Genomic DNA, 25,445 nt, shown 5'->3' with positions numbered 1-25,445 from the left:
TGACCTCCTGGTCAGGGGCGGGCGCCGACCAGCAGCGCGGTGTCGACCACGCGGTTGGAGAAGCCCCACTCGTTGTCGTACCAGCCGACGACCTTGACCTGACGGCCGTCGCCGATGACCTTCGTCAGACCCGAGTCGAAGATGCAGGACGCCGGGTCGGTGACGATGTCGCTGGAGACGATCGGCTCGTCGGTGAAGGTGAGGACGGACCCCAGGGGCCCCTCGGCGGCCTTCGCGAATATCGCGTTGACCTCCTCGGCCGTGGTCCGGCGGCCCACCCGGACGGTCAGGTCGGTGGCGGATCCGGTCGGGATCGGCACCCGCAGCGCGTACCCGTCGAGCTTGCCCTTCAGCTGCGGCAGGACGAGGCCGATCGCCTTGGCGGCGCCGGTCGTGGTCGGCACGGTGTTCGTCGCCGCCGAGCGGGCGCGGCGCAGGTCGCCGTGCGGGCCGTCCTGGAGGTTCTGGTCCTGCGTGTAGGCGTGGACCGTGGTCATCAGGCCGTGCTCGATGCCCAGCTCCTCGTCCAGCACCTTCGCCAGCGGGGCCAGGCAGTTGGTCGTGCACGAGGCGTTGGAGACGATGTCGTGCGCGGCCGGGTCGTAGAGGTGGTCGTTGATGCCGATGGCGATGGTCAGGTCCTCGTTCTTGGCGGGCGCGCTGATGATCACCTTGCGGGCGCCGGCCTCCAGGTGGGCGCGGGCCTTGACCGCGTCGGTGAAGACGCCCGTGGACTCGATGACGACATCCACCTCCAGCTCGCCCCAGGGCAACTCGGCCGGGTCGCGCTCGGCGGTCACCCGGATGGTGCGCCCGTCGACGACGAGCGCACCGTCGCCGGCGCGTACGTCACGGCCGAGACGGCCCAGGGTGCTGTCGTACTTGAGCAGGTGCGCGAGCGTGGCGGCGTCGGTGAGGTCGTTGATCGCGACCACCTCCAGGCCGGTACCCCGCTCCAGGGCGGCGCGGAAGAAGCTGCGGCCGATGCGGCCGAATCCGTTGATGCCGACCTTGATCGTCACGTCATACCTCTCGTCGAATTCACATCCGCCACCGCACGGAAAATCGCGCGGCGCGGCCGTCCGGCCCTCGACGCTACCCCCGGCCCACCGCGGCGACTTGCGCAAATGCGCCTGGGTTTCCCTGTGTTCGCGCACAGAAGGCCAGGCACGGTTTTTCCGATCGAAACTTCCGATGGGTCAATCATACGTGCACGGAGGTATGTTGTGATGGAGTCAGCTGTCCGAGGGGACACATGACACCTGCTTCGCGGAGCGAGGAGAACGATGGACATGCCGGATGCGAGCACCCACGCTGCGGCACACGTCCTGCGCGCCCACGACGAAGCCGTGCGCGGCACGGCCGTTCGCCGGCAGTTCGGTGACGTATGGGTCGCGCTGGTCTCCGGAGAGCCCCACGAGGCGGTGCGGACCGCCCGCTCCATCACGGACTCCCCCGGGTACCTGCGGGTCTTCCGGTTACTGGAGGGCGAGATCCTGGTCCACCAGGACGGCCGCTCGGACCGCGCGGGCGGACCGCAGATCATCTGCTGCGACACCACCCGCGCCTACCGGCTCCACCTGCCCTCCCCCTTCCGGCTGGTCGAGGTCCTGCTGCCCCACCGCCGCCTCGGCCTGCCGCCCGCCGACACCGCGAAGCTCACCGCCACCGGCTGGTGCGGACGCAAGGGCGCGGGCGCCCTGCTCTCCCAGCTCCTGTTCGGCCTCGACGAGCACGGCGGCGAGATCCACTCGGCCGTCGACCGCGTCGGCGGCACCCTCGCGGCCCTGACCGCCGCCGTCCTGGCCGACCGGCTGCGCCATCTCGCCGCCGAGGACGAGATCGCCCGCCACGACCGCATGCTCAACATCCAGGAGTACATCCGCGGGCGACTGGCCGATCCGGACCTCACCCCGCACGCGGTCGCCGAACAGCACAACGTCTCCCTGCGCTACCTGCAACGGATCTTCCAGGAGCACGGGACCAGCCCCGCCCGCTGGATCCGCGACGAACGCCTGTCGCGCTGCCGGGCCGAGCTGCGCGACCCGCACCTCGACCACCTGCCCGTCGGCCTGATCGGCGAACGGGCCGGCCTCTACCAGGCCTCGCACTTCAGCCGCCTCTTCCGCGAGCGGTACGGGGTGACGCCCCGCGGCTACCGCACCATGCGCGAGCCGGCCGACGCCTTCTGACGGGAACCCGGCGCACCCACGGCCGAACACGCGGCGCCCCACCCGGCGCCACCCGCGACCGAACATCCGACGAGCACCGACATCCGAGGAGGATGACGAATTGACCGGCACCAGCTTCGAATTCCCGGGCGAATACTACGAGATCATGCGGGGCGACTTCCGCAACCTCCCGGCCGAGACCGAGTTCCTCGCCTCCCTGCTGCCCGACGGCGGCACCGTGCTCGACCTCGGCAGCGGAACCGGCACCAACCTGCGGGCCCTGCGCGACCGCGGCCACCGGGGCACCGGGGTCGACCCGAGCGCCGCCTTCACCGCGTACGCCCGTGAGGCCGGCGACGAGAACCTCACCTACGTCAACGGCCGCGCCGAGGACTTCCGCACCGACGAACGCTTCGACCTCGTCTACAGCCTCTTCATGACGCTCAACTACCTGCCGCGCGCCGAACTCGCCGCCACCCTGCGCCGGGTCCGCGGGCTGCTGAGCCCCGGTGGCCGGGTCGTCCTGGAGTTCGGCCATCTGCTGAACTTCGTCGACACCTTCCAGCCGCACACCGTCGGCCACCACCGCGGCCCCGACGGTGTCCTCATCACCCGCCTGGCCCGCCAGGCGATCACCCCGCACGCGGCGAACTGGCGCAACGAGGAGACCCTGCTCGTCCGCGCCGCCGACGGCACCGTCGCCATGTACGACAACTTCTTCGACCAGGCCGTGCTGACCGGACCCGAGATCAGCGACCTGCTCGCGGCCGCCGGCCTGGTCGTCACCGCCGAGTACGGCGGCTTCCGCAAGGAACCCGCCCCCTTCCACGGCCGCGGGCCGCTCATCATCGTCGCCACCGCCCGGCAGGAGGAGAACCCCGCGTGACCAGCACCGGCATGTCCCTGCTCATCGGCGGGCCCGCACCCGACCCCGGAGTGCCGCACCTCGGCGCGGCCCTGGTCCGGGCCGCCCGTACCGGCGAAGGCCGCGGCCTGACCTACATCCAGCCCGACGGCTCCGAGGTCCACCGGACCTACTCCGGCCTGCTGGACGACGCCTCCCGCATCCTGGCGGGGCTGCGCGCCGCCGGAGCCCGGCCCGGCGAGAAGATCATCCTCCAGTCCGCGTACGACCCCGACCTCGTCGCCGCCTTCTGGGCCTGCGTCCTCGGCGGCTACCTGCCGCTGCCCGTCAGCGCCGACCCGCGCAACGGCCCGGATCTACTGGAGCGCGTCTGGACCGGCTACGGCCGGCCACGCGTCCTGACCGGCGCCGGCCAGGAGATCGTGCCCGCCGTCACCGCCGCCCCCGACTGGGGCACCGCCCACCTGGGCGACGTACCGGCGCTGCGCGCCGCGCACGAGGCCGACCACGACTGGCACGAGCCGGCCCCGGACGACCCGGTGGTGCTCCTGCTGACCTCGGGAAGCACCGGCGTGCCCAAGGCCGTCACCCTCACCCACCGCAACGTCCTGGTCCGCAGCGCGGCCACCGCCCAGGTCAACCACCTCGACCGGGACACGCGCACCTTCAACTGGATGCCCCTGGACCACGTCGGCGGACTGATCATGTTCCACGCGCGCGACGTCTTCCTCGGCTGCGCCCAGGTGCACGCCAAGATCCAGTGGGTCCTGGAGGACCCGCTGCGCTGGCTCGACGCCGCCTCCGCCCACCGGTCGGACACCACCTGGGCGCCCAACTTCGCCTACGTGCTGGTCAACGACCGGGCCGAGCAGTTCGCCGGGCGCGGCTGGGACCTGAGCCGGCTGCGCTACATCATGAACGGCGGCGAGGCCGTCCGCTCCGGCGTGGTCCGCCGCTTCCTGGACCTGCTGGCCCCCTACGGGCTGCCCGCCACGGCCATGTTCCCCGGCTGGGGCATGTCCGAGACCACCGCGGGCGTGGCCGACTGCCAGTTCACCGAGGCCGCCGCGGGCGACGACCGCTACGTGCCGGTGGGGCGACCCCAGCCCGGCACCCGGGTCCGGGTCGTCGACGAGCACGGAGAGCTCGTGCCCTGGGGGACCACCGGCCGGCTCCAGGTCACCGGTGCCACCGTCACCCGCGGCTACTACGACAACCCGGTGCAGAACCGGCAGTCCTTCACCGAGGACGGCTGGTTCAAGACGGGCGACCTCGCCTATGTCGAGGACGGCATCCTCACCGTCACCGGCCGCACCGACGACGTCATGCAGCTCGGCGACATCGCCTACCACGGCCACGAGATCGAGGCGGCCGTCGAGGAACTCGCCTTCGTGGAGCCCTCGTACACCGTGGCCACGCTCGTCTCCGCCGAGCCCGGCGGCCCCGAGGAGATCGCGGTCTTCTTCCACCCACGGGCCGGCCACGTCACCGAGACCGAGACCGAGGAGATCCGCGGCCGGTTGGCCGGACGGCTCGGCGTCGAGGTCCGGCACATCCTGCCGGTGGCCAAGTCGCAGGTCCCCAAGACCGGCATCGGCAAGCTCCGCAGGGCGCAGCTGCGCCAGAGCTTCGAGGAGCGCGGTGAGAACGCCGTGACCGTCAGCGCGTCGTGACAGCCCCGGACGGTGCGGGCCCCCACCGGCGCCCCGCACCGTCCGCCGACCATGGAGAGCCAATGCCACAGCAGGAACAAGCTGTCGGGCACACGGACGGTGGGACGGTGACCGCCTCCGTGGGGCCGGGCCCCGACCCGCGCCCGCTCACCCGCGAGCCGCTCTGCCTCGACCTTCTCAACACCCGCTGGCACGACCGCCACGGGCGCCACGATCTGCTCACGGACCTCGCCGGACTCGCCCTCTGGCTGGCCGGTTCACACGCCGCACCGGCCTTCCACGACGGCGAACTGCGGGCCGACCGGCCGACCTTGGACGTCGCCCGGCAGGCCCGTGCGGCGCTGGCCGGGGTGGTCGGCGGCCGGCCGGACGCCACCGGCCTGGCGGCGTTCAACCGCATCCTGGCGCCGGGGCGGATCCGCCGCACGCTCACGCCGGACGGCCCCGCCGAGTACGTCGAGGTGGACGAACCGCAGCACCGGCTCGGCTGGCTGGCCGGCACCGACTACCTGCGGCTGCTCACCGAGGACCCCGACCGCATACGGCCCTGCGCCACCCTGGGGTGCGGGCTCTACTTCTACGACGCCAGCCGCAACGGCACCCGTCGGTGGTGCACGCGTACGGGCTGCGGAAACCGCGCGCGGGTCGCCCGGCACTACGCGGCGCGGGCGTCACGGGCAGCCCCCTGACGGCCTTCACCCCGCGCGGCGCGGTCCCGCCCCTCACCCCAGCCCCTCCTCCACCAGCGCCGCCCACTGCGCCACCACCCGGGCGCGCCGGGCGGTGTCGTCGGTGAGGAGGTTGGCCAGGCCCAGGCCGCGGGCCATGTCCAGGAGGCCCTGGACCGTTTCGCGGGCGCCGGGGCGGGACTCGTCGGCGCCCAGGAGTTCGACGGCGATGCGGTGGGTCTCGCGGCCCACCCGCGCCTCCAGCTCCGTCACGCGCGGGCGCAGCTGGTCCTCGTTGGACGCGGCGACCCACAGCTGGAGCGCGGCCCGGAACAGGGGGCCCGTGTACAGGTCCACCAGCGCCGCGACCACCTCCGCGCGGCCCTGTACGGGGAGCGCGCGCAGGGCGGCCGAGCGCTCCTCGGCCACGTACTCCACCGCCCCCGTGAACAGGTCCTCGCGGGTCGGGAAGTGGTGCTGGGCCGCGCCCCGCGAGACCCCGGCCCGCTCGGCGACGACCGAGACGGTGGAGCCCGCCCAGCCGTGTTCGGCCAGGCAGGCCACCGCCGCCTCCAGGAGCCGCTGCCGGGTCGCCCGGCTGCGGTCCTGCTTGGGCGTGTGCACCGCTTTGGAAGTGGAGGAGGAGGAGGTCACCGCACCCATGCCGGGTCCCGTCGTTCGAGGAAGGCCGTCATCCCCTCCCTGGCCTCCTCGGAAGCGAACAGCGCGGCGGAGCGGGCGATGAGGTCTTCGGCGTACTGGTCGAAGCTCCCCAGCACCGTAGCCGTGACCAGCTCCTTCGATGCGGCCAGCCCCTGCGGTGACGCCCTGCGCAGGCCGTCCAGGACCGGTACGAGCGCCTGGTCCACCTCCTCGGCGGCCACGGTGACCAGCGACATCCTCGCCGCCTCCGCCGCGTCGAACCGCTCCCCCGTGAGGTAGTAGCGGTTCGCCGCCGTACGGTCCACGCGGGGCAGCAGGGTCAGCGAGATGACCGCCGGTGCCAGGCCCAGCCGCGATTCGGTGAGCGCGAAGGTCGACGACGGGCCCGCCACGGCGATGTCGCACGCCGCCAGCAGGCCCAGCCCGCCCGCCCGGACGTGGCCGTCGACCCGGGCCACCACCGGCTTCGGCAGCGCCACGATCTCCCGCATCAGGCCCACGAAGACCGCCGGGTCCGGCGGCGCCTTCAGGTCCGCGCCGGCGCAGAACGTCGTCCCCGTGTGGGTCAGCACCACCGCCCGTACGGTGCCGTCGGCGGCGCAGACCGCCAGCGCCTCGCGGAGTTCGCCGACGAGCGCCGCCGAGAGCGCGTTGCGGTTGGCCGGGGAGTCCAGGGTCAGCGTGGCGATGCCCCGCTCCCGCGTCCGTGCGATCAGGGTCACTGCTCCTCCGTCTTCTCCCGGTCGCGCAGCTCGCGCCGGAGGATCTTGCCGGACGCCGCCCGGGGCACCGCAGCGACGAACTCGGCCTGCCGCACCTTCTTGTACGGCGAGACCCGCTCGGCCACATAGGCCATCACGTCGTCGGCGGTGAGGCCCTCCCCCTCCGGCCCCCGGACCAGGAACGCCTTCGGGACCTCGTTGCCCTCGGCGTCGTACACCCCGATCACCGCCGCGTCCGCCACCTGCTCATGGGTGAGCAGCAGGGCCTCCAGCTCGGCCGGGGCCACCTGGTAGCCCTTGTACTTGATCAGCTCCTTGACCCGGTCGACGACGTACAGCCAGCCGTCCTCGTCCACCCGGCCGACGTCCCCCGTGTGCACCCAGCCGTCCGCGTCGATCATCGCGGCCGTGGCGTCCGGGCGGCCCAGGTAGCCCTTCATCACCTGGGGGCCGCGGATGAGGATCTCGCCGTCCGCCCCCGGCTCCGCGTCCTGCTCCGGGTCCACCAGGGACACGATCCGCATCTCGGTGCTGGGCAGCAGCTTGCCCACCGTGCCCGGCGGCGGCTGCTCCACGGAGAGCGGCACCACGTGCGTACCGGGCGACAGCTCCGTCATCCCGTACGCCTGCCGGACCGGCGGCAGCCCCAGCCGGGCCGAACACGCCGCCGCCAGCTCGGCGTCGAGCGGGGCGGCGGCGCTGACGATGTACCGGAGCGAGGACAGGTCGTACTCCCCCACCAGCGGGTGTTTCGCCAGCGCCAGCACGATCGGCGGGGCCACGTACAGCCCGGTGATGCGGTGCGTCCGGATGGCCTCCAGGAACTGCGCCAGGTCGAAGCGGGGCAGGACGACGACGGTCGAGCCACAGCGCAGCGGGGCGTTCATCAGCGCCGTGAGCCCGTAGATATGAAAAAAGGGAAGAACCGCCAGAATCCGGTCGCCCTCCTCCATCGGGATGAACGGTCTCAGCTGCTCCAGGTTCGTCCCGATCGACCGGTGCGTCAGCATGACGCCCTTGGGCGTGCCCGTCGTGCCGGAGCTGTACGGGAGCGCCGCCACGTCCTCGCCGGGGTCGATGGCGATCTCGGGCTCGGGGGCGGTGGAGGCGAGCATGTCCAGGACGGAGGGGTGGCCCTCCGCCTGGTCGCAGACGTAGATCTCCCGGACGCCGCCGGTCAGTTCGGCCGCCCGGCGGGCCGTCTCCAGGAGCGGGGAGACCGTCACGATCCACGTCGCCCCGCTGTCGGCCAGCTGCTTGGCGAACTCCTCCGCCGTCGCCAGCGGGTGGACCGTGGTGACGGAGGCGCCGGCGCGCGTGGCCCCGTAGAAGACGGCCGGGTAGGCGATGGTGTTCGGGCTGTGCAGGGCGAGCACGTCGCCCTTGCCGAGCCCCGCCTCGGCGAGTGCGGCGGCGATGCGGCGGTGGAAGCCGTCGAGCTGGGCGTACGTGAGGGAGGTGCCGTTCACCCCGTCGATGAGGGCGACCGTGTCGCCGAACTCCGCGGCCCCTCCGAGGACCGCTTCGTGGATGGGCGTGTCGAGGGCCGGTACGTCTGCGTACTCACTGCGGAACACCATGGCGGACCCCTGTCGTCGCGGTGGCCCGCGCCGCCGGGGGGGGCGGGCGCGGGACGCCGTGCGGGTGTGGAGAGTCAGAATCGCCCCTGCGGGCGGAGAAAGGGGAGAGGTCGGACAGCGGGAAAGCGCGGGGCGTGTCAGTACGACTTCGGCAGGCCCAGCGACTGGTGCGAGACGTAGTTGAGGATCATCTCCCGGCTGACCGGCGCGATCCGGGCCACCCGGGACGCGGTGATCAGCGAGGCGAGCCCGTACTCGCGGGTCAGGCCGTTGCCGCCCAGGGTGTGGACCGCCTGGTCGACCGCCTTCACGCAGGCCTCGCCGGCCGCGTACTTCGCCATGTTCGCCGCCTCCCCCGCCCCGATGTCGTCGCCCTCGTCGTAGAGCCGGGCGGCCTTCTGCATCATCAGGCGCGACAGCTCCAGCTCGATGTGCGCGGTGGCGAGCGGGTGCGCGATGGCCTGGTGGGAGCCGATCGGGGCCTTCCAGACCTGCCGGGTACGGGCGTACTCGACGGCCCTGCCGAGCGCGAACCGGCCCATTCCGATCCCGAACGCGGCCGTCATGATCCGCTCCGGGTTCAGCCCCGCGAAGAGCTGGAGCAGGCCCGCGTCCTCGTCGCCCACCAGGGCGTCGGCGGGCAGCCGTACGTCGTCCAGGACGAGTTCGAACTGCTTCTCGGGGGCGTGGAGTTCCATGTCGATCACCTTCCGCCCGAAGCCCTCGGCGTCGCGCGGGACGATGAACAGGCACGGCTTCAGCTTCCCGGAGCGGGCGTCCTCCGTACGGCCCACGATCAGCGTCGCGTCGGCTATGTCGACACCGGAGACGAAGACCTTGCGGCCGGTGAGCAGCCAGTCGGCGTCCGGGCCCGTGCCGTCGCGGCGGGCGGTGGTGGTGATCCGGTGGGAGTTGGAACCGGCGTCCGGTTCGGTGATGCCGAAGGCCATGGTGAGGCTGCCGTCGGCCAGGCCCGGCAGCCACGTGCGCTTCTGTTCGTCGGTGCCGAAGCGGGCGATGACCGTGCCGCAGATCGCCGGGGACACGATCATCATGAGGAGGGGCGAGCCCGCCGCCCCCAACTCCTCCAGCACGATGGAGAGTTCCGCCATGCCGCCGCCTCCGCCGCCGTACTCCTCGGGGAGGTTCACCCCGAGGTAGCCGAGCTTGGCGGCCTCCGCCCACAGCTCGCGGGTGTGGGAGCCCTCGCGGACGACGGTGGTCATGTAGTCGCGCCCGTACCGCTTTCCGAGGGCGGCGACGGCGGCGCGCAGCGCCTGGTGCTCTTCGGTCTCGAGGACGGTGCCGACGGTGCTCATGCGTTCTCCTCCGGTACGGAAGCGGGTACGGGAACGGATCCGGGCGCGGCTGCGGGGGCGGGACCGGGGTCCTCCTGGACCACGGCGAGCAGCGCGCCCACCTCGACCTGGTGGCCGGGGGCGGCGTGCAGGGCGGTGAGGGTGCCGGACGCGGGGGCGAGGACGCGGTGCTCCATCTTCATCGCCTCCAGCCAGATCAGCGGCTGCCCGGCCGCCACGGCGGCCCCCGGCGCCAGGCCCTCCGCGAGGCGGACGACGGTGCCGGGCATGGGGGCCAGGAGCGAGCCGGGGTCGGTCTGTGTGGCGGGGTCGGTGAAGCGGGGCAGGGCGGTGAAGGTGTACGAGGCTCCGGCGGTGTCCACGTAGCACCGGCCGGGGCTCCGGTCGGGGCCGGGGCTCCGGTCGGGGCCGGGGCTCCGGTCGGAGTCGGTGGCGATGGTGAAGTGCCGTGTCACACCGTGGAGTTCGAGGGTCACCCGGTCGGGTGCGGCGGCGAGCACCCGGACGCCGGGGGCGTCGTACGGTTCCGGGGTGCCGGTGCGCGGGGTGCGGTAGGCGATCTCGTGCTCGGTGCCGTCCGGTTCGCTGCGGTAGCGCTTGAACTGGGGCTGCGAGGGGACGTTGCGCCAGGCGCCGAAGCGGGTGGGGGCGGGCCCCGGGGTGCGCGTGGCGCGTACGGCTTCCGCCAGGGCGGCGGCGAGGGCGGCCGTCGCGGGGTCCCCGGAGGCCTCCGGCGCGGTCAGCTCCGCCAGGTGCCGGTCGTAGAAGCCGGTGTCGAGCCGGCCCGCCGCGAAGTCCGGGTGGCGCAACGACCGTACGAGCAGGGCGCGGTTGGTGACCGGGCCGTGGACACGGGCGCGTTCCAGGGCCCCGGCCAGCAGGCGGACCGCCTCGGTGCGCGTCGGCGCGTGGGCGATGACCTTGGCGAGCATCGGGTCGTAGTGGACGCCGATGGTGTCGCCGCCGGTGTACCCGGTGTCCAGGCGCAGGCCGGGCGCGTCCGGCACCTCCAGCGTGAGCAGTGCTCCGGTCTGCGGCTGCCAGTCGCGGGCGGGGTCCTCGGCGTAGAGCCGGGCCTCCACCGCGTGGCCGGCCGCTTCCGGAGGCGCGGGCAGCGGCTCCCCCTCCGCGACGCGCAGTTGCAGCGCGACCAGGTCCACCCCGAACACGGCCTCCGTCACCGGGTGTTCGACCTGGAGGCGGGTGTTCATCTCCAGGAAGTACGGCCGCCCCTCGGCGGAGACCAGGAACTCCACGGTCCCCGCCCCCCGGTAGCCGACCGCCCGCGCCGCCGCCACCGCCGCGCCGTGCAGCCGGGTGCGCAGGGCCTCGTCCAGGCCGGGGGCCGGGGCCTCCTCGATGACCTTCTGGTGGCGGCGCTGGAGCGAGCAGTCCCGGGTCCCCAGCGCCCACACGGTGTCGTACGCGTCCGCCATGACCTGCACCTCGACGTGCCGGCCCCGCTCCACGTACGGCTCCGCGAACACCTCCCCGTCCCCGAAGGCGGAGGCGGCCTCGGCGGCGGCCGCCAGCAACTCACCGGGCAGCGAGTCGAGTTCGCGGACGATCCGCATCCCGCGCCCGCCCCCGCCCGACGCGGCCTTCAGCAGCAGCGGCAGGTCCTCCGGGGTGGCGGTCGCCGGGTCCACGGGGGCCAGCAGAGGCACCCCCGCCCCGCCCATCAGCTCCTTGGCCCGGGTCTTGGACGCCATCAGCTCGATGGCCTCGACCGGCGGGCCGACCCACACCAGCCCCGCGTCGCGCACGGCGGCGGCGAAGGCGGCGTTCTCGGAGAGGAAGCCGTAGCCGGGGTGCACGGCGTCCGCCCCGGCGGCCCGCGCGGCGGCCACCACGAGATCGCCGCGCAGATAGGTGTCGGCGGGGGCGGCGCCCGGCAGCCGCACGGCGAGGTCCGCCTCGCGTACGTGCAGGGCGTCGGCGTCCGCGTCGGAGTACACGGCGACCGTGGTGATGCCCAGGTCACGGCAGGTGCGGAAGATCCGGCAGGCGATCTCGCCCCGGTTGGCGACGAGCAGCGTGGTGATGGTCATCCGGGCCCCGTGGGTAGCGGTGGTCATCTGGCCTCACATCCGGAAGACGCCGAAGCCGCCACGGGCGCCCTCGACCGGTGCGGTGTGGATCGCGGACAGGCACATTCCGAGGACGGTCCGGGTGTCGCGCGGGTCGATGACCCCGTCGTCGTACAGCCGCCCGGACAGGAACACCGGCAGCGACTCCGCCTCGATCTGCTGCTCCACCATGGCGCGCAGCCCGGCGTCCGCCTCGTCGTCGTACGGCTGCCCCTTCGCGGCGGCCGACGCGCGGGCCACGATGGACAGGACGCCCGCGAGCTGCTGCGGCCCCATGACGGCGGACTTGCTGCTGGGCCAGGCGAAGAGGAAGCGCGGGTCGTAGGCGCGCCCGCACATCCCGTAGTGCCCGGCCCCGTACGAGGCGCCCATCAGCACCGACAGGTGCGGGACCTTCGAGTTGGCGACGGCGTTGATCATCATCGCGCCGTGCTTGATGATGCCGCCCTGCTCGTACTCCTTGCCGACCATGTAGCCGGTGGTGTTGTGGAGGAAGAGGAGCGGGATGTCCCGCTGGTTGGCGAGCTGGATGAACTGGGCGGCCTTCTGCGACTCCTCGCTGAACAGCACGCCCTGCGCGTTGGCGAGGATGCCGACCGGGTAGCCGTGCAGCCGCGCCCACCCGGTGACCAGGCTCGTCCCGTACAGCGGCTTGAACGCGTCGAAGTCCGAGCCGTCGACCAGCCGGGCGATCACCTCGCCCGGGTCGAACGGCACCTTCAGGTCGCCCGGCACGATCCCGAGCAGCTCCTCCTCGTCGTACTTCGGCGGTTCGGCGGGTCCCGGATCGGCGTGCGCCTTACGCCAGTTGAAGCGGGCGACGATGCGCCGGGCCTGGCGGATCGCGTCCTGCTCGTCGACGGCGAAGTGGTCGGCGAGCCCCGACGTACGGGCGTGCATCCCGGCCCCGCCGAGGGACTCGTCGTCGCTCTCCTCACCGGTCGCCATCTTCACCAGCGGCGGTCCCCCGAGGAAGACCTTGGACCGCTCCCGGATCATCACGGCGTGGTCGGACATGCCGGGGACGTACGCGCCTCCGGCGGTCGAGTTGCCGAACACGACGGCCACGGTGGGGATTCCGGCGGCCGAAAGCCGTGTGATGTCCCGGAACAGCGCCCCGCCGGGGATGAAGATCTCCTTCTGGGACGGCAGATCGGCGCCGCCCGACTCCACCAGGCTGATGGCGGGGAGCCGGTTGGCGAAGGCGATCTCGTTGGCGCGCAGGGCCTTCTTCAGCGTCCACGGGTTCGAGGCCCCGCCGCGTACGGTCGGGTCGTTGGCGGTGATCAGGCACTCGACGCCCTCCACCACCCCGATCCCGGTGACGAGCGAGGCGCCGACCGCGTAATCGCTGCCCCAGGCGGCCAGCGGCGACAGCTCCAGGAACGGGGTGTCGGGGTCGACGAGCAGCTCGATCCGCTCCCGCGCCGGGAGTTTGCCGCGCTTTCGGTGGCGGGTCACGTACTTCTCGCCGCCGCCCGCGAGCGCCTTGGCGTGCTCGGCCTCCAGCTCGGTGAGCTTGGCCAGCATGGCGGCCCGATTGGCCGCGTACTCCGGGCTGTTGGTGTCGAGCCCGGTGGGCAGGACGGTCATGCGGGCACCTCCGGGTCATCGACGTCTCGGGACGGTTCCGGCTCGACGGTGCCGTCGGGCGGTTCCGGGGTACGGGCACCTTCGAGCAGTCCCACGGGAACGGGCAGCCACCGCGACCGCAGCCACTCCCCCACCGCCTTGGCCTGCGGGTCGAACCGGGCCTGCGCGGCGACGCCCTCCCCCAGGAGTCCGTGCACGGTGAAGTTCAGGGCGCGCAGGTTGGGCAGGACGTGGCGTACGACGGTCAAGTCGGCGGTCTCGGGCAGGAGCTCCCGGAACCGGTCGACGGTCAGCTCGTGGGCCAGCCACCGCCACGCCTCGTCGCCGCGCACCCAGACGCCCACGTTGGCGTCGCCGCCCTTGTCCCCGCTGCGGGCGCCCGCGACGAGCCCGAGGGGGGCGCGCCGGGTGGGGCCGGGAGGGTACGGGCCAGGCAGCGGCGGCGCGTCGGCCTCGGCCAACTCCTGCGTGACGTCGGGTGGTTCGACGGCCTCCCGGGTCCCGTCCGGCAGCACGGCGGTGTGCTCGACCTCCCCCGCCGGTACGTAGGCCGCCTCGAACACCCCGTAGGGAGCGCCCTTCCCGGGCGGGGCGGTGACGTGGAAGCCCGGGTAGCTGCCGAGGGCCAGTTCGACGGCGGCCCCGGAGACGGCCCGGCCCACCGCGTCGGCGTCCTGGTCGCGGACGACGAGCCGGAGCAGGGCACTGGCCCGCTCCTCGGTGTCGGCGTCGGGACGGTCGGTACGGGCCAGCTCCCAGCGCACCTCGGCCGGCGGCCGCCCGCCGCCCCGCTCCAGGGCGTCGGCGAACTGCTCGCGCACCAGGCGGGCCTTGGCCTCCACGTCGAGCCCGGTGAGGACGAAGACGACCTCGTTGCGCCAGCCGCCGAGCCGGGTGAGCCCGGCCTTGAGGGTGGGCGGCGGGGCCTCACCGCGCACCCCGTCGACGCGGACCCGGTCCGGGCCGTCCGGGGTGAGCCGTACGGTGTCGAGCCGGGCCGTGACGTCGGGCCCCGCGTACCGGGCTCCCCCGGTCTCGTACAGGAGTTGGGCGGTGACGGTGGAGAGGTCGACGACGCCCCCCGTACCGTCGTGCTTGGTGATGACGGACGACCCGTCGGCGTGGATCTCGGCGAGCGGGAAGCCGGGGCGGCGCAGGAGGCCGGGGTCGTGCTCCCCGAAGAAGGCGTGGTTCCCGCCGGTCGCCTGCGTACCGCACTCCAGCACGTGCCCGGCCACCACGGCCCCCGCGAGGGCGTCCAGGTCGTCCGGCCCCCAGCCGAAGTGGGCGGCGGCCGGGCCGGTGACGAGGGCCGCGTCGGTGACCCGGCCCGTCACGACGATGTCGGCCCCGGCCCGCAGGCAGGCGGCGATCCCGGCCCCGCCGAGGTAGGCGTTGGCGGTGAGGAACCCCTCCGGCACGGGCAGGCTGTCGCCCTCGACGTGGGCGACGGTGACCGGCACCCCGGTCCTGGCCGCCACCTTCCGTACGGCGTCGGCCAGTCCGGCCGGGTTGAGCCCGCCCGCGTTGGTGACGATCTTCACCCCGCGCTCGTGGGCGAGGCCGAGCCCTTCTTCGAGCTGGCGCAGGAAGGTGGTGGCGTACCCCTTCTCCGGGTCCTTGAGGCGGCTGCGGCCGAGGATGAGCATGGTCAGCTCGGCGAGGTAGTCGCCGGTGAGGACGTCGAGGGGGCCGCCGGTGAGCATCTCGCGTACGGCGTCGAAGCGGTCGCCGTAGAAGCCGGAGGCGTTGCCGACGCGGAGGACGGGGGCGGGCCCCGGCGGGGCGGTCACCGGTCGTCCCGTACGGCCTGTTCCGCGCGGGGCGTTCACCGGTCGTCCCGTACGGCCTGTTCCGCGCGGGGCGGGCGGCCCGGTCCCGGGGGCCCGGCGAACGCCTGGGCGATGGAGAGCCACTGGTCCGCCTCGCGCCCCTCAGCGGTGACGGCGAGGTCGGCGCGGTGGGCGCGCTGGGTGACCAGGAGGCAGAAGTCGAGCAGGGGGCCGGTGACGCGCTGGGCGGCGCCCTCGGGGCCGTACGTGAGCAACGCGCCGTCGGGCGTGCGCAGTTCGACGCGGAACTCCTCGACGGGCGCGGTGATGCCCCGGACCCCGTAGGCGTAGTCCCGGGCCCGCACCCCGATCCGCGCGACGTGCCGCAGCCGGGCGGTGGGGGCGCGGGTCACCCCCAGGGCGTCGGCGATGTCCTGGCCGTGGGCCCAGGTCTCCATGAGCCGGGCGGTCGCCATGGAGGCGACGCTCATCGGCGGCCCGTACCAGGGGATGCGGGTCCCGGCCGGGGCGTCCCGCAGCGCCTCGCCGAGCCGCCGCCGCCCCTCCCGCCACCGGGCGAGCAGGGCGTCCGGGGTGTGGGCGGCGACCAGCGCCTCGGCCCCTTCGTCGACGAAGGACTCGGGGGCGGCGAGCGCCTTGGCCACCTCGTCGGCGAACCGCTCCGGCTCGGTGGCCGCCAGCAGCGCGACCGCGTCGGTCCAGGTGAGGTGGGCGATCTGGTGGGCGACGGTCCACCCCTCAGCGGGGGTCGCCTCGCGCCACCGGCCGGGCTCCAGCGCCGCCACCAGCGCGTCGAGTTCGTCGCTCTCCTCGCGCAGATCGTCGATCACCGCTGCGACATCGGACACGTGCGCTCCCCTCGGGACCGGGTGTGGTGCCCAGGAGCATGGCAGCGGACCGGGAAACAATCAAGCACGCTTGCATGATTTTCTGCTTGCGGGCGGGCCCGGCTATCCGGCGCGGGGCGCCGGCGGGGACGGCTGGGCGCCGGCGGGGACAGGTGGGCGCCGGCGGGGGCGCCGGGGCGGCGGCGGGTGGCTTGGGGCGACGGCGGGGGTGACGAGACAGCCCGGCGGGTAGCTCGGGGCGGGCGGCGGGGGTGACGAGACAGCCCGGCGGGTGACTCGGGGCGGGCGGCGTAGTCGGCGGCCGGGCATCGGAGGAACCGGCCGATGTCCGGTTCTCGCCCCCGCCACCGGTCCGAGGCGCGGAGCCGCTGCTAATCTCCGCCGATGACTGCCGAACCGCACCTGGTGAACCCGCACTTCGACGGCGACCGGCTCGTCCTGGAGGAGCACCGCGAGGCCGGACACGTCCGCTACGCCTTCCCCGGTACGGCGACACCCCCGGGACGGCTGCACGCGCTCCGACTGGACGAGGCCCTGCACGCGCGCATACGGCCGGCCGGCAGGGCGGAGGCCGTCCTGCGGGCCTGGGCGGCCGGGGCCGGGCCGACGGGGGCGGCCGAGGTGGAGGTGGACGATCCGGCCGCCGTCCCTCCCGTACGGGTCCGGGCCGGGGCGATCGTGATCCGTGACGGGCACATGCTGCTCATCCGCTTCCAGGAGCCGGACGAGGACGGCCCGTACTACGAGATCCCGGGCGGCGGGGTCGAGCCGGGCGAGACACCCGAGGAGGCCGTCGTACGGGAGCTCCGCGAGGAGACCGGTCTGCGCGGGAGCATCCGGCGCGAGGTGGCGCGGGTCTGGAAGGGGGGCCGGCACGAGCACTACTTCCTCATGGCGGCCGAGGGGCGCCCCGGACCCCCCGAGACGCTGGACACCTACGGCGGCACGCTCGCCTGGATCCCCGTGGCGGAGCTGCCCACCACCGCGCTGTGGCCGCGCCGGCTGTCCTGGCGGATCGAGCACTGGCACCGGACGGGGTGGCCCGCGCACCCGGCCGAGCTGGCCGACTCCATCACCGACCTCCAGGCGCCCTGCACCTGGTGACCGCGGCGACCACCGCGCATCGCGCCCCTGCCTCAGCTGAAGCCCAGGGCCTCCGCCGAACAGCTGAGGCCCTGGGCCTCCGTCGAACAGCTGAGGCCCTGGGTCCGCTGCCGACAGCTGAGGCCCAGGGCCCGCTCCCGACAGCTGAAGCCCAGGCCCGCCCCGCGCCCGCTACCGTTGCGCGCCCCCTCACCCCTTCTCCCGCCTCTTCCGCGCCCCCGTCTGACTGCGGACCGCGCCCATGCTCGCCCCGATGACCAGCGCGATGGCGAGGGCGTCCGTCGTGGACAGGGCCTGGTTCAGGATCAGGAAGCCCGCGGTGGCCGCGATGGCCGGTTCCAGGCTCATCATCACCGCGAACGTGGAGGCGGGCAGCCGACGCAGGGCCATGAGTTCCAGGGTGTACGGGAGCACCGAGCTGAGGACCGCCACCGCCGCGCCGAGTGCCAGGGTCGAGGGGACCGTGAGCTTGGCCCCGGACTCCCACAGGCCCAGCGGCAGCGAGAGGACCGCGGCGACGACCATCGCCAGGGCCAGGCCGTCCGCCTGCGGGAAGCGGCGGCCGGTGCGGGCGCTGAACACGATGTACGCCGCCCACATCGCCCCGGCCCCCAGCGCGTACGCCGCACCCACCGGGTCCAGGCGGTCGAAGCCCCCGCCGCCGAGCAGGACCACACCGACCAGGGCGAGCCCGGCCCACACCACGTTGATCAGGCGGCGCGAGGCGAAGACGGAGAGCGCGAGCGGGCCGAGCACCTCCAGGGTGACGGCGATGCCGAGCGGGATGCGGTCCAGCGCCTGGTAGAACAGCGTGTTCATACCGCCCATCGCGACGCCGAAGGCGACCACCGTGCCCCAGTCCGCGCGCGAGTGGCCGCGCAGCTTCGGCCGGCACACCACCAGCAGGATCAGCGCGGCCGCCGCCAGCCGGAGCGTGACGACGCCCAGCGCCCCCGCCCTCGGCATCAGCAGCGCCGCGATGGCCGAGCCGAACTGGACGGACAGGCCCCCCGCGACCACCAGCACGATCGGCACCAGCCCCGCCCCCCGCCCCGGGCCGGTCCCGCCCCCGGGCGGGGTCCCGTGGTCGGCAGCGTCCAGAGCGGGCACCGCCTCGGGTACGGCGACGGCTGCGGCGGCCGGTTCTGCGGCACTGCGCTGGACGTTCACGAGCGGCCTTCCGAAAATGCGACAAGAGGTACGAGTCCTACGGGACGTACCGGACGATGTGCCGCACGGTCGGCGGCCCAGGCTCCACGGTAAGGACCCGCGCGCGTTCCGCGAAATGAGTTCGGAATCTCGTCATGCTCCGGACATATCAGCCCCCCGGAAGACGCAGGACAGGCCGGCGCCCCACACGGCCCGAGGCGCCCGCGCCACCCGGGCGGCCCCCACCCGGACACCGCCCACGCACCGCCCGACGGCGCCCCTGACCTCCCGGCCCTCCTCACCCGCCGCCACGGTCCGGCCACCCCGCCCCGCCGGCGCCGGCCGCGCGCCGGCCTGGAAGATCACCGCGTGGGGGCAGGCCGGAGGCAGGGGGCTTGCTCCAGCCGCCGACCCGGAAGATCACCGCGCGAGGACAGGCCAGGGGGCGGGCGCGATTCAGAGTGCCTACTCCAGGACCTCCGGCAGCTTCAGCCGGACCGGCCCGCAGCCGACGCGCTCGGCCTCGGCCTCCACGTACCTCGGCAGCAGTGCCCGGACCAGGTTCGGCCTCTGCCCCTTCTCACTGCCGACCGACTTCATCCGCTCGACCACGAACGCCACATCGCCGGTCCGGCACTGCGCCAGGTAGACCCCGCGCGTCACGTCGATCGAGCCGAACCCCGAGGGGCCACCGTCCTTCACACGTTCCAGCCGCGTGCCGCCGTTGCCCGCCTCGTCGGCGAAGATCCGGGCCAGCCCGGGGTCGACGACCGTCGTCAGGCGCAGGTCGCCCGGCGGGTAGATGCTGCCGGCCTCGCAGGTCCGGGTGGCGCCGCCACCGACGCCCGCCCTCCCGTGCCGCAGCGACGCGCTGTACTCAGCGGGCACGCTGAGCCCCTCGATCCCGCAGAGGGTGTCCGGATCCGCCTCCCGCCAGGGAACGAGTGCCGCAAGCTTGTCCGTGGCGGGAGCGGAGAACCTCCCGGAGCAGCCCAGCTCCTTCCGTACGCCGTTGGCCACCGCCACCACCGCATCGGCGAGGGCGGCCCGGTCCTCGCGGTCATGCTCGGGGACGCTGCCGCTCACGGCCGCATCGCCCATGGCGAGGTCCACCACGGCCGGGGCCGACAGGACTCCCACCTGTCCGGTGCAGCTCTCCGGCAGCGCCAGCCAGGCCCGGGACGGCGAGACCATGCCGGTCAGCCCCGAACCGAGCGGGGCCATGTCCGCCGCCAGGAACTCGGCGGGCCACACGTCCTGCCTGCCGTAACCGGCCGGCCTGCGGACCTGCACGGTGAGCTGTTTCGCCGCCCGCGCCTTCTCGCCGTCCTCGTAGCCGGTGATCCGGCACTGCCCGTACACAGCGGTTCCGCTGCTCGGGTCGGGCTGTAGCTGCTGGGTCTCCGCGACGGTCTCGCGGTCGCCGAACATCCGTTCGGTCAGCGTGTCGTCGAACGTGCCCCAGCAGGGGTCGGACGAGAACAGCGGGAGCGTATCCGTCCGCCAGGCGACCGTACCGGCGCCGAGCAGTACGCCGACGAGCCCGGCCGCGGTGACGGCCCGAGCGACCCGGCTGTGCACCAGTCGCCGCAGCAACGGGGGCCGCGGTTCCGCTTCCCCGGCCGAGGTGGTGTTCTCCGTCGTTCCGTCCGTCATCGCGCCGTTCCCTCGTTCCCCTTCGCGGGCTCGCACCCGATGCGCCGGCCCACGGCATCGGCGAAGCACCCGAACACCTCCCGGCCCTTCTCACCGCCTCCGTCACCGGGTGCTGGCCGGATGTGGGCGTAGAACACCGTGCTCCGGCCGTCGTCCAGGGGGAACGTCACCCTGGGAATCCGGCAGAGAGGGTTGACGGCAGGCAGGCCGCTCTCCGCCGGCCGCGCCATCGGTGCGGTGGTCCGCGGCGGCTCCTTCGGTGTGCAGCCCGCCTTCCGCACCCCCACGTCCGCAGCGTCCAGCAGCATCGTGGAGCCGAGGACCGCCCACCTCCTCCTCCACCGCCGCCTGCCCCCGTCGTCCATGACGTTCCCCCTTGCGAACCGCGACGATCACCGCAAACGTGTCGATGCTAGCGCGGGCCCCGACGCCCCCCTCCCGCTCACCTCACGTGCTCGGCGATCGTCCGCGCGCACACCAGCGACTCGGTGCGGGTGGTGTCGACCTCCAGGTCGTAGACCACGCCCCGGTGGACGATCTCCGCCTGGGATGCGGCCATCCCCACGGTCCGGTCTCCCCGGGCGGTCTCCCGTCCCGCCGCGACCTCGCCCTCGCACCGGACACCGACCCACAACACCCCGAGCCCGCCCAGCCGTTCACGCCACCGTCGCTGGCCCGCCGCCCCGCTGAGGAACACCTCGTCGACGATGATCCGGGCGCCCGCGCGGGCCATCGCGGCGACCCCCTCGGTCCACGCGTCCTCCAACTCCCGGAACTGCGGCCCGATGCTCACCCCGCCGTCCGGGCCGAACGCGATCCCCGTGTCCGAGGCCTGGAGGGCGGCGGGCATCGCCTCGACCATCGTGTCGGTGCCGAGCGCGAGCCACGGGTCGGGCAGGACGGCCTGCAAGCACCGGACGATCCCGGACTTGCCGGAGCTGGAACCGCCGTTGAGAACGATCACTTGAGTCTTCACGCGCGTCACCGTACAAGCGCTCCGGAGCCCCGCAAACGCCTTTCAGCGCCCGCCCTCCTCCTCCCTGTCCAGCCTCTCCCCCTCCGGCCTCTCCCCCTTCGGCCTCTCCCCCTTCGGCCCCTGCGCGTCCAGCACCCTCCCCTCCAGCCCCTCCAGCCCCTCCGCCATCACCTCCGCCAGGTGGCGCGCCCGGCGTCCGGCCAGCTGGTCCAGCTGCGTCCGGCACGAGAAGCCGTCCGCCAGCAGCTCCGTACCCGGCTCCGACGCCCTCACCGCGGGCAGCAGTTGCTCCTCCGCACACGCAACGGACACCTCCCAGTGGCCCTTCTCGAAGCCGAAGTTCCCGGCCAGGCCGCAGCACCCGCCGCTCAGCTCGCCGGTCAGTCTCATCCGCTCGCGCAGCCGCCGCTCCGCCGCGTCCCCCAGGACTGCGTGCTGGTGGCAGTGGGTCTGGCCGGCGACCGGGCGGTCCAGGCGGGGCGGGGTCCAGTCGGGGGCGTACTCCTCCAGGTACTGGGCCAAGGTCCGTACGCGTCCGGCGAGTTCGGCGGCGCGTGGGTCGTCGGGGAGGAGTTCGGGCAGGTCGGTACGGAGGGTGGCGGCGCAGCTCGGTTCGAGGACGACGAGCGGGTGGCCGGGGAGCAGACCGATCCGGTCCAGGGTGCGGCGCATCACCCGGCGTGCCGCGTCCAGTTGTCCGGTCGACACGTAGGTGAGGCCGCAGCAGACCCCGCCCGGCGGCGGCAGCACCGTACGCCCCGTCGCCTCCTCCAGCACCCGGACCGCCGCCCGGCCCACCTGCGGGGACAGGTATTCGGTGAAGGTGTCCGCCCAGAGGTGCACCACCCGGGCCGACGAGTGGATGTGCCTCCCCCGGCCGTGGCGGCGGCGCAGCCACCGGCTGTACGTCTCGGTCGCCAGCACCGGGATCGTCCGCTCGGGCGCGATCCCCGCCAGCCGTTTCGCCAGAGCGGCCGGCAGGCGCAGCCGGGCCAGGGCGTTGAGGGGGCGGGCGAAGGGGCGGGCCAGGCGCAGCCACTGCGGGAGGCGGCCCATCGCGTAGTGGGCGGCGGGGCGGAGCCGGCCCCGGTAGTGGTGGTGCAGGAACTCCGCCTTGTACGTGGCCATGTCGACACCCACCGGGCAGTCGCTGCGGCACCCCTTGCAGGAGAGGCAGAGGTCGAGCGCGTCCCGTACCTCCGTACTCCGCCAGCCGTCCGTGATCACCTCGCCCGCGAGCATCTCGTGCAGCAGCCGGGCCCTCCCCCGTGTCGAGTGCGCCTCCTCGCCGGTCGCCCGGTAGGAGGGGCACATGACGCCCGCGCCCGGCGCCGCCTCCGTACGGCACTTGGCGACGCCGACGCAGCGGCGGACCGCGCCCGCGAAGTCGCCGCCGTCCTGCGGGTAGCCGAAGGCCACGTCCACCGGGCGCTTGGGCAGGACGGCGAAGCGGAGGTTCGTGTCGAGGGGGGCCGGGCGGGTGAGGATGCCGGGGTTGAGGCCGCCGTCCGGGTCCCACAGGTCCTTGAACCGGGCGAAGAGGGCGACGAGTTCGTCCCCGTACATCCGGGGCAGCAGCTCCGCGCGCGCCTGGCCGTCGCCGTGCTCGCCGCTGAGGGAGCCGCCGTGCGCGACGACGAGGTCGGCCAGTTCCCCGGAGAAGCGGCGGAAGCGGGCGACGCCGGGCGGGGTCAGCAGGTCGAAGTCGATGCGTACGTGGATGCAGCCGTCGCCGAAGTGGCCGTACGGGGTGCCGCGCAGGCCGTGCTGGGTGAGCAGGGCCCGGAAGTCGCGGAGGTAGGGGCCGAGCCGGGCGGGCGGGACCGCGCAGTCCTCCCAGCCGGGCCACGCCTCACTGCCATCGGGCATCCGGGTGGCGGTGCCGGAGGCGTCCTCGCGGATGCGCCACAGGGCCCGCTGCCCGGCCGGGTCGGTGACGACCGTCCCGTCCACCGCGTCGGCGCCCCGCAGGATGCGCTCGGCGTGCGCCCGCGCCTGGGCCGGGGTGTCGCCGCCCGTCTCCACGAAGAGCCAGGCGGCCCCGCGCGGCAGCCCGGCCGCCTCGCGTACGAGGTCGGCGGCCATGCCCTCGACGGTGAGCGGGCGGTACGGGAGGAGCCCGGGGGCCGCCTCGGCCGCCGCCGACTCGTCGGCGTACCCGAGGACGGCCAGGGCGCGGGCGCGGGGGGCCTCGACCAGGCGCACGGTCGCCTCGGTGACCACGGCGAGGGTGCCTTCGCTGCCGCAGAACGCCCGTACGGGGTCGGGGCCGCCGGGGTGCTCGGGGAGCAGGGCGTCGAGCGCGTAGCCGGAGATGCGGCGCGGGAGGTCGGGGTAGCCGGTGCGGAGGAGGGCGAGGTGGGCGTCGACCAGTTCGCGTACGCCGTGGGGGCCGAGGACGCTCCCGTGCTCGCGTACGCCGTGGGGGCCGAGGACGCTCCCGTGCTCGCGTACGCCGTGGGCACCGACGATACTCTCGTGCTCGCGTACGCCGTGGGGGCCCGCGCCCCCTTCCTGCCCCAGGCCCCGGACGTCCCCTCCCCGCCCCAGGCCGCCCCGGACGTCCCCTCCCCGCTCCAGGCGCAGCGCCTGGCCCCCGTACCGCACCACCGACAGCCCCCGCACGTTGTCCGCCGTCGTGCCCCAGGCCACCGAGTGCGAGCCGCAGGAGTTGTTGCCGATCATGCCGCCGAGGGTGCAGCGGCTGTGCGTGGACGGGTCGGGGCCGAAGGTCAGGCCGTGCGGGGCGGCGGCGGCCCGCAGGTCGTCCAGGACCACGCCGGGCTGGACGACGGCGGTGCGGGCGGCCGGGTCCAGGGCGACGATCGAGCGCAGGTGGCGGGTGAGGTCCAGGACGAGGCCCGTCCCGGTCGCCTGCCCCGCGATGGACGTGCCTCCGCCGCGCGGAACGACGGGGACCCCGTACTCCCGGCAGACCGTCAGCGCGGCGGCGATGTCGTCGGCGTCGCGCGGGGCGAGGACGCCGAGCGGGACGCGGCGGTAGTTGGAGGCGTCCATCGTCATCAGGGCGCGGGCGGAGCGCCCGAAGTCGCTCTCGCCGCGTACGGCGGAGCGGAGCGCGGCGGCGAACCCGTCAGGAGCCTCGGCGGTCGGGCGATGCTGTTCGGCCATGGATTCAGCATGCCGTCGGTACAGATGAACTCTTGGGATGCGGACGGACATAATCTCTCAAGCCGCACAAAGAAGCCCACAAGATTTTCCCAAACAGACCGTCAAGTCTCCTATAGTGACCAAGACTTGAGCAGGAATTAACAGCTCCAGTTGTTCATGATCGCCCACACCCGTGACGAACTGTCCTGTTTTGACCGGTACAGCTTCGCCCCGGAACGCACCACCTCGCACCACCCCCCTCTGCACCACCCTGCTCCACCCCGCACCGCCCCGAACCGTCCCGCACCGTCCGCCACCGAGGACTCCGATTGCGCCCCTCTTTCAGGCCCACCGCACTCGCGCTGCTGATCTCGGCAGCCGCCACCGGCACGCTGACTCTGTGGGCCGTGGCCGTGGCCCCCGATTCGGTACGGACCCCGCTGGCCTGGGGCGCGGCCGCGGCCGCCGTGCTGCTGAGCGTCTGCGTGGCCGTCACCGTCCACACCCTGGGGACCGCGCGCACCCTGCGCTCCCTGCGGGCCGCCGACACCCAGCGGTTCACCTCCGAGACCTCGCGCCTGGTCTCCGCCTCCGCCTCCGAGGCCCAGCGCTTCACCGCGGAGACCGCCCGGATCAAGGCCGCCGCCTCCGCCGAGACCGCCCGGGTCACCGCCGAGGCCCGCGCCGAGACCGAGCGGATCGCCGCGGAGGCCGCCGCCGAGCGGGCCCACCTGTCCGTCACCGTCGACCGGCTCACCGCCCGCGCCACCCGCGCCGAGACCGAGCGCTCCGCCGCCGTCGCGGCCTGCGCCAACGCGGCCGGGCGGATGCAGGCCCTGGCCACCAGCATGCTGGCCGACCTGCGGGAGATGGAGCACCGGCACACCGACGAGTCCGTGCTCGGGGACCTGCTCCACCTGGACCACCGCACCGCCCAGGCGGGCCGGCTCGCGGACTCCATCGCCGTACTGACCGGGGCGCGTTCCGGGCGGCGCTGGGCGAAGCCGATCATCATGGAGTCGATCCTGCGCGGCGCGATGGGCCGCATCGGCAGCTACCAGCGCGTCCGCCTCCACTCCACCAGCGACGTCGCCATCGCCGGGCACGCGGCCGAGGGCGTCATGCACGCGCTCGCCGAACTGCTCGACAACGCTGCCAACTTCTCGCCGCCCACCGCCGAGGTCCACGTCTACGTGGAGGAGGTCCCGGCGGGCATCGTCATCACCGTCGAGGACAGCGGCCTGGTCATGAGCGAGGTGCAGCTGCGCCGCGCGGAGCGGGCCGTCTCCGCCGAGAACCAGGACCTCACCAACCTCTCCGGCACCCGGCTCGGCCTCGCCGTCGTCGGCCGGCTGGCCCGTAAGCACGGCCTGACCGTCTCGTTCCGGCTCGAGGCGATTGTAGTCCTTGCCCGAGAGGCCTTTGACATGGTTGCGCAGCGACAGCACATGCTGCTTGAGCGCG

19 protein-coding genes are annotated in these 25,445 nt (G+C 73.9%); 6 read left to right on the top strand and 13 right to left on the bottom strand.

Annotation, left to right across the window (positions count from 1 at the left end; genetic code table 11):
- Nucleotides 1-11 precede the first annotated feature (11 nt).
- The gene (gene gap / locus AB0917_RS18220) at nt 12-1,022 is read right to left on the bottom strand and encodes a type I glyceraldehyde-3-phosphate dehydrogenase (protein WP_366820575.1); all 1,011 of its coding nucleotides are present in this window, start codon (nt 1,020-1,022) and stop codon (nt 12-14) included.
- Between the two features lie 264 nt (nt 1,023-1,286).
- Here gap and AB0917_RS18215 point away from each other — a divergent pair, with 264 nt between their 5' ends.
- From AB0917_RS18215 to AB0917_RS18200, 4 genes are all read left to right on the top strand, one after another.
- Nucleotides 1,287-2,192, top strand: a complete 906-nt coding sequence (locus AB0917_RS18215; RefSeq protein ID WP_366820574.1) for an AraC family transcriptional regulator — start codon at nt 1,287-1,289, stop codon at nt 2,190-2,192.
- Nucleotides 2,193-2,292: 100 nt separating this feature from the next.
- Complete coding sequence (locus tag AB0917_RS18210; RefSeq protein ID WP_366820573.1) at nt 2,293-3,057, top strand: class I SAM-dependent methyltransferase; 765 nt, start codon at nt 2,293-2,295, stop codon at nt 3,055-3,057.
- Nucleotides 3,054-4,709: an AMP-binding protein gene (locus AB0917_RS18205; RefSeq protein WP_366820572.1), complete on the top strand. Its 1,656-nt coding sequence runs from the start codon at nt 3,054-3,056 to the stop codon at nt 4,707-4,709. The genes AB0917_RS18210 and AB0917_RS18205 overlap by 4 nt, the downstream gene beginning before the upstream one ends.
- A gap of 62 nt (nt 4,710-4,771) precedes the next feature.
- Nucleotides 4,772-5,398 carry a CGNR zinc finger domain-containing protein gene (locus tag AB0917_RS18200; protein WP_366820571.1) on the top strand — a complete coding sequence of 209 codons (627 nt, stop codon included), beginning with the start codon at nt 4,772-4,774 and terminating at the stop codon, nt 5,396-5,398.
- A gap of 33 nt (nt 5,399-5,431) precedes the next feature.
- On the opposite strand, the gene AB0917_RS18195 is transcribed toward AB0917_RS18200, so the two are convergent.
- The 8 genes from AB0917_RS18195 to AB0917_RS18160 form a co-directional block, all read right to left on the bottom strand.
- Nucleotides 5,432-6,040 carry a TetR/AcrR family transcriptional regulator gene (locus tag AB0917_RS18195; RefSeq protein WP_366820570.1) on the bottom strand — a complete coding sequence of 203 codons (609 nt, stop codon included), beginning with the start codon at nt 6,038-6,040 and terminating at the stop codon, nt 5,432-5,434.
- The gene (locus AB0917_RS18190) at nt 6,028-6,762 is read right to left on the bottom strand and encodes an enoyl-CoA hydratase family protein (protein ID WP_366820569.1); all 735 of its coding nucleotides are present in this window, start codon (nt 6,760-6,762) and stop codon (nt 6,028-6,030) included. Before AB0917_RS18190 ends, AB0917_RS18195 begins: the two co-directional genes overlap by 13 nt.
- Nucleotides 6,759-8,342 (bottom strand): 4-coumarate--CoA ligase family protein, encoded by a 1,584-nt coding sequence (locus AB0917_RS18185; protein WP_366820568.1) that lies wholly within the window; start codon nt 8,340-8,342, stop codon nt 6,759-6,761. The genes AB0917_RS18190 and AB0917_RS18185 overlap by 4 nt, the downstream gene beginning before the upstream one ends.
- Nucleotides 8,343-8,479: 137 nt before the next feature.
- Nucleotides 8,480-9,661 carry an acyl-CoA dehydrogenase gene (locus tag AB0917_RS18180; RefSeq protein WP_366820567.1) on the bottom strand — a complete coding sequence of 394 codons (1,182 nt, stop codon included), beginning with the start codon at nt 9,659-9,661 and terminating at the stop codon, nt 8,480-8,482.
- Nucleotides 9,658-11,712 carry a biotin carboxylase N-terminal domain-containing protein gene (locus tag AB0917_RS18175; protein ID WP_366820587.1) on the bottom strand — a complete coding sequence of 685 codons (2,055 nt, stop codon included), beginning with the start codon at nt 11,710-11,712 and terminating at the stop codon, nt 9,658-9,660. Before AB0917_RS18175 ends, AB0917_RS18180 begins: the two co-directional genes overlap by 4 nt.
- Nucleotides 11,713-11,745: 33 nt before the next feature.
- Complete coding sequence (locus AB0917_RS18170; RefSeq protein WP_366820566.1) at nt 11,746-13,344, bottom strand: carboxyl transferase domain-containing protein; 1,599 nt, start codon at nt 13,342-13,344, stop codon at nt 11,746-11,748.
- A complete protein-coding gene (locus AB0917_RS18165; RefSeq protein ID WP_366820565.1) occupies nt 13,341-15,137 on the bottom strand; it encodes an acyclic terpene utilization AtuA family protein in 1,797 nt (598 codons plus the stop codon). The genes AB0917_RS18170 and AB0917_RS18165 overlap by 4 nt, the downstream gene beginning before the upstream one ends.
- A 35-nt stretch (nt 15,138-15,172) precedes the next feature.
- Entirely contained in the window at nt 15,173-15,985 is an 813-nt protein-coding gene (locus AB0917_RS18160; RefSeq protein ID WP_366820564.1) for a TIGR03084 family metal-binding protein, read from the bottom strand.
- A gap of 384 nt (nt 15,986-16,369) precedes the next feature.
- Between AB0917_RS18160 and AB0917_RS18155 the strand changes: the two genes are divergently transcribed.
- On the top strand, nt 16,370-17,089 hold the full coding sequence (locus AB0917_RS18155) for an NUDIX domain-containing protein (RefSeq protein WP_366820563.1): 720 nt from the start codon (nt 16,370-16,372) through the stop codon (nt 17,087-17,089).
- A 189-nt stretch (nt 17,090-17,278) separates the two neighbouring features.
- Here the strand turns inward: AB0917_RS18155 and AB0917_RS18150 are convergent, their stop codons facing one another.
- The 4 genes from AB0917_RS18150 to AB0917_RS18135 all read right to left on the bottom strand — a co-directional run bounded on the left by AB0917_RS18150 (nt 17,279) and on the right by AB0917_RS18135 (nt 24,002).
- On the bottom strand, nt 17,279-18,259 hold the full coding sequence (locus AB0917_RS18150) for an EamA family transporter (protein WP_366820561.1): 981 nt from the start codon (nt 18,257-18,259) through the stop codon (nt 17,279-17,281).
- A gap of 444 nt (nt 18,260-18,703) precedes the next feature.
- Nucleotides 18,704-19,894 carry a hypothetical protein gene (locus tag AB0917_RS18145; RefSeq protein WP_366820559.1) on the bottom strand — a complete coding sequence of 397 codons (1,191 nt, stop codon included), beginning with the start codon at nt 19,892-19,894 and terminating at the stop codon, nt 18,704-18,706.
- A 442-nt stretch (nt 19,895-20,336) separates the two neighbouring features.
- Entirely contained in the window at nt 20,337-20,870 is a 534-nt protein-coding gene (gene cpt / locus AB0917_RS18140; RefSeq protein WP_366820557.1) for a chloramphenicol phosphotransferase CPT, read from the bottom strand.
- 42 nt (nt 20,871-20,912) lie between these two features.
- A complete protein-coding gene (locus AB0917_RS18135) occupies nt 20,913-24,002 on the bottom strand; it encodes an FAD-binding and (Fe-S)-binding domain-containing protein (protein ID WP_366820556.1) in 3,090 nt (1,029 codons plus the stop codon).
- A 308-nt stretch (nt 24,003-24,310) separates the two neighbouring features.
- Between AB0917_RS18135 and AB0917_RS18130 the strand changes: the two genes are divergently transcribed.
- The coding region (locus AB0917_RS18130) for an ATP-binding protein (RefSeq protein WP_366820555.1) at nt 24,311-25,445 on the top strand (1,135 nt) is incomplete at its 3' end.

The sequence above is a fragment of the Streptomyces sp. NPDC007346 genome, from assembly GCF_040703535.1.
Lineage (GTDB): Bacteria > Actinomycetota > Actinomycetes > Streptomycetales > Streptomycetaceae > Streptomyces.
Note: the sequence above shows the minus strand (reverse complement) of the source record. Positions and strands in the feature narration are given on the sequence as shown.

Bases quoted from the DNA above. Each gene is read 5' to 3' on its own strand.
- AB0917_RS18215 (WP_366820574.1), top strand. From the start codon at position 1,287: ATGGACATGCCGGATGCGAGCACCCACGCTGCGGCACACGTCCTGCGC.
- AB0917_RS18155 (WP_366820563.1), top strand. From the start codon at position 16,370: ATGACTGCCGAACCGCACCTGGTGAACCCGCACTTCGACGGCGACCGG.
- AB0917_RS18135 (WP_366820556.1), bottom strand. From the start codon at position 24,002: ATGGCCGAACAGCATCGCCCGACCGCCGAGGCTCCTGACGGGTTCGCC.
- AB0917_RS18200 (WP_366820571.1), top strand. From the start codon at position 4,772: ATGCCACAGCAGGAACAAGCTGTCGGGCACACGGACGGTGGGACGGTG.
- AB0917_RS18175 (WP_366820587.1), bottom strand. From the start codon at position 11,712: ATGACCATCACCACGCTGCTCGTCGCCAACCGGGGCGAGATCGCCTGC.
- AB0917_RS18180 (WP_366820567.1), bottom strand. From the start codon at position 9,661: ATGAGCACCGTCGGCACCGTCCTCGAGACCGAAGAGCACCAGGCGCTG.
- AB0917_RS18145 (WP_366820559.1), bottom strand. From the start codon at position 19,894: ATGACGGACGGAACGACGGAGAACACCACCTCGGCCGGGGAAGCGGAA.
- AB0917_RS18185 (WP_366820568.1), bottom strand. From the start codon at position 8,342: ATGGTGTTCCGCAGTGAGTACGCAGACGTACCGGCCCTCGACACGCCC.
- AB0917_RS18170 (WP_366820566.1), bottom strand. From the start codon at position 13,344: ATGACCGTCCTGCCCACCGGGCTCGACACCAACAGCCCGGAGTACGCG.
- AB0917_RS18195 (WP_366820570.1), bottom strand. From the start codon at position 6,040: ATGGGTGCGGTGACCTCCTCCTCCTCCACTTCCAAAGCGGTGCACACG.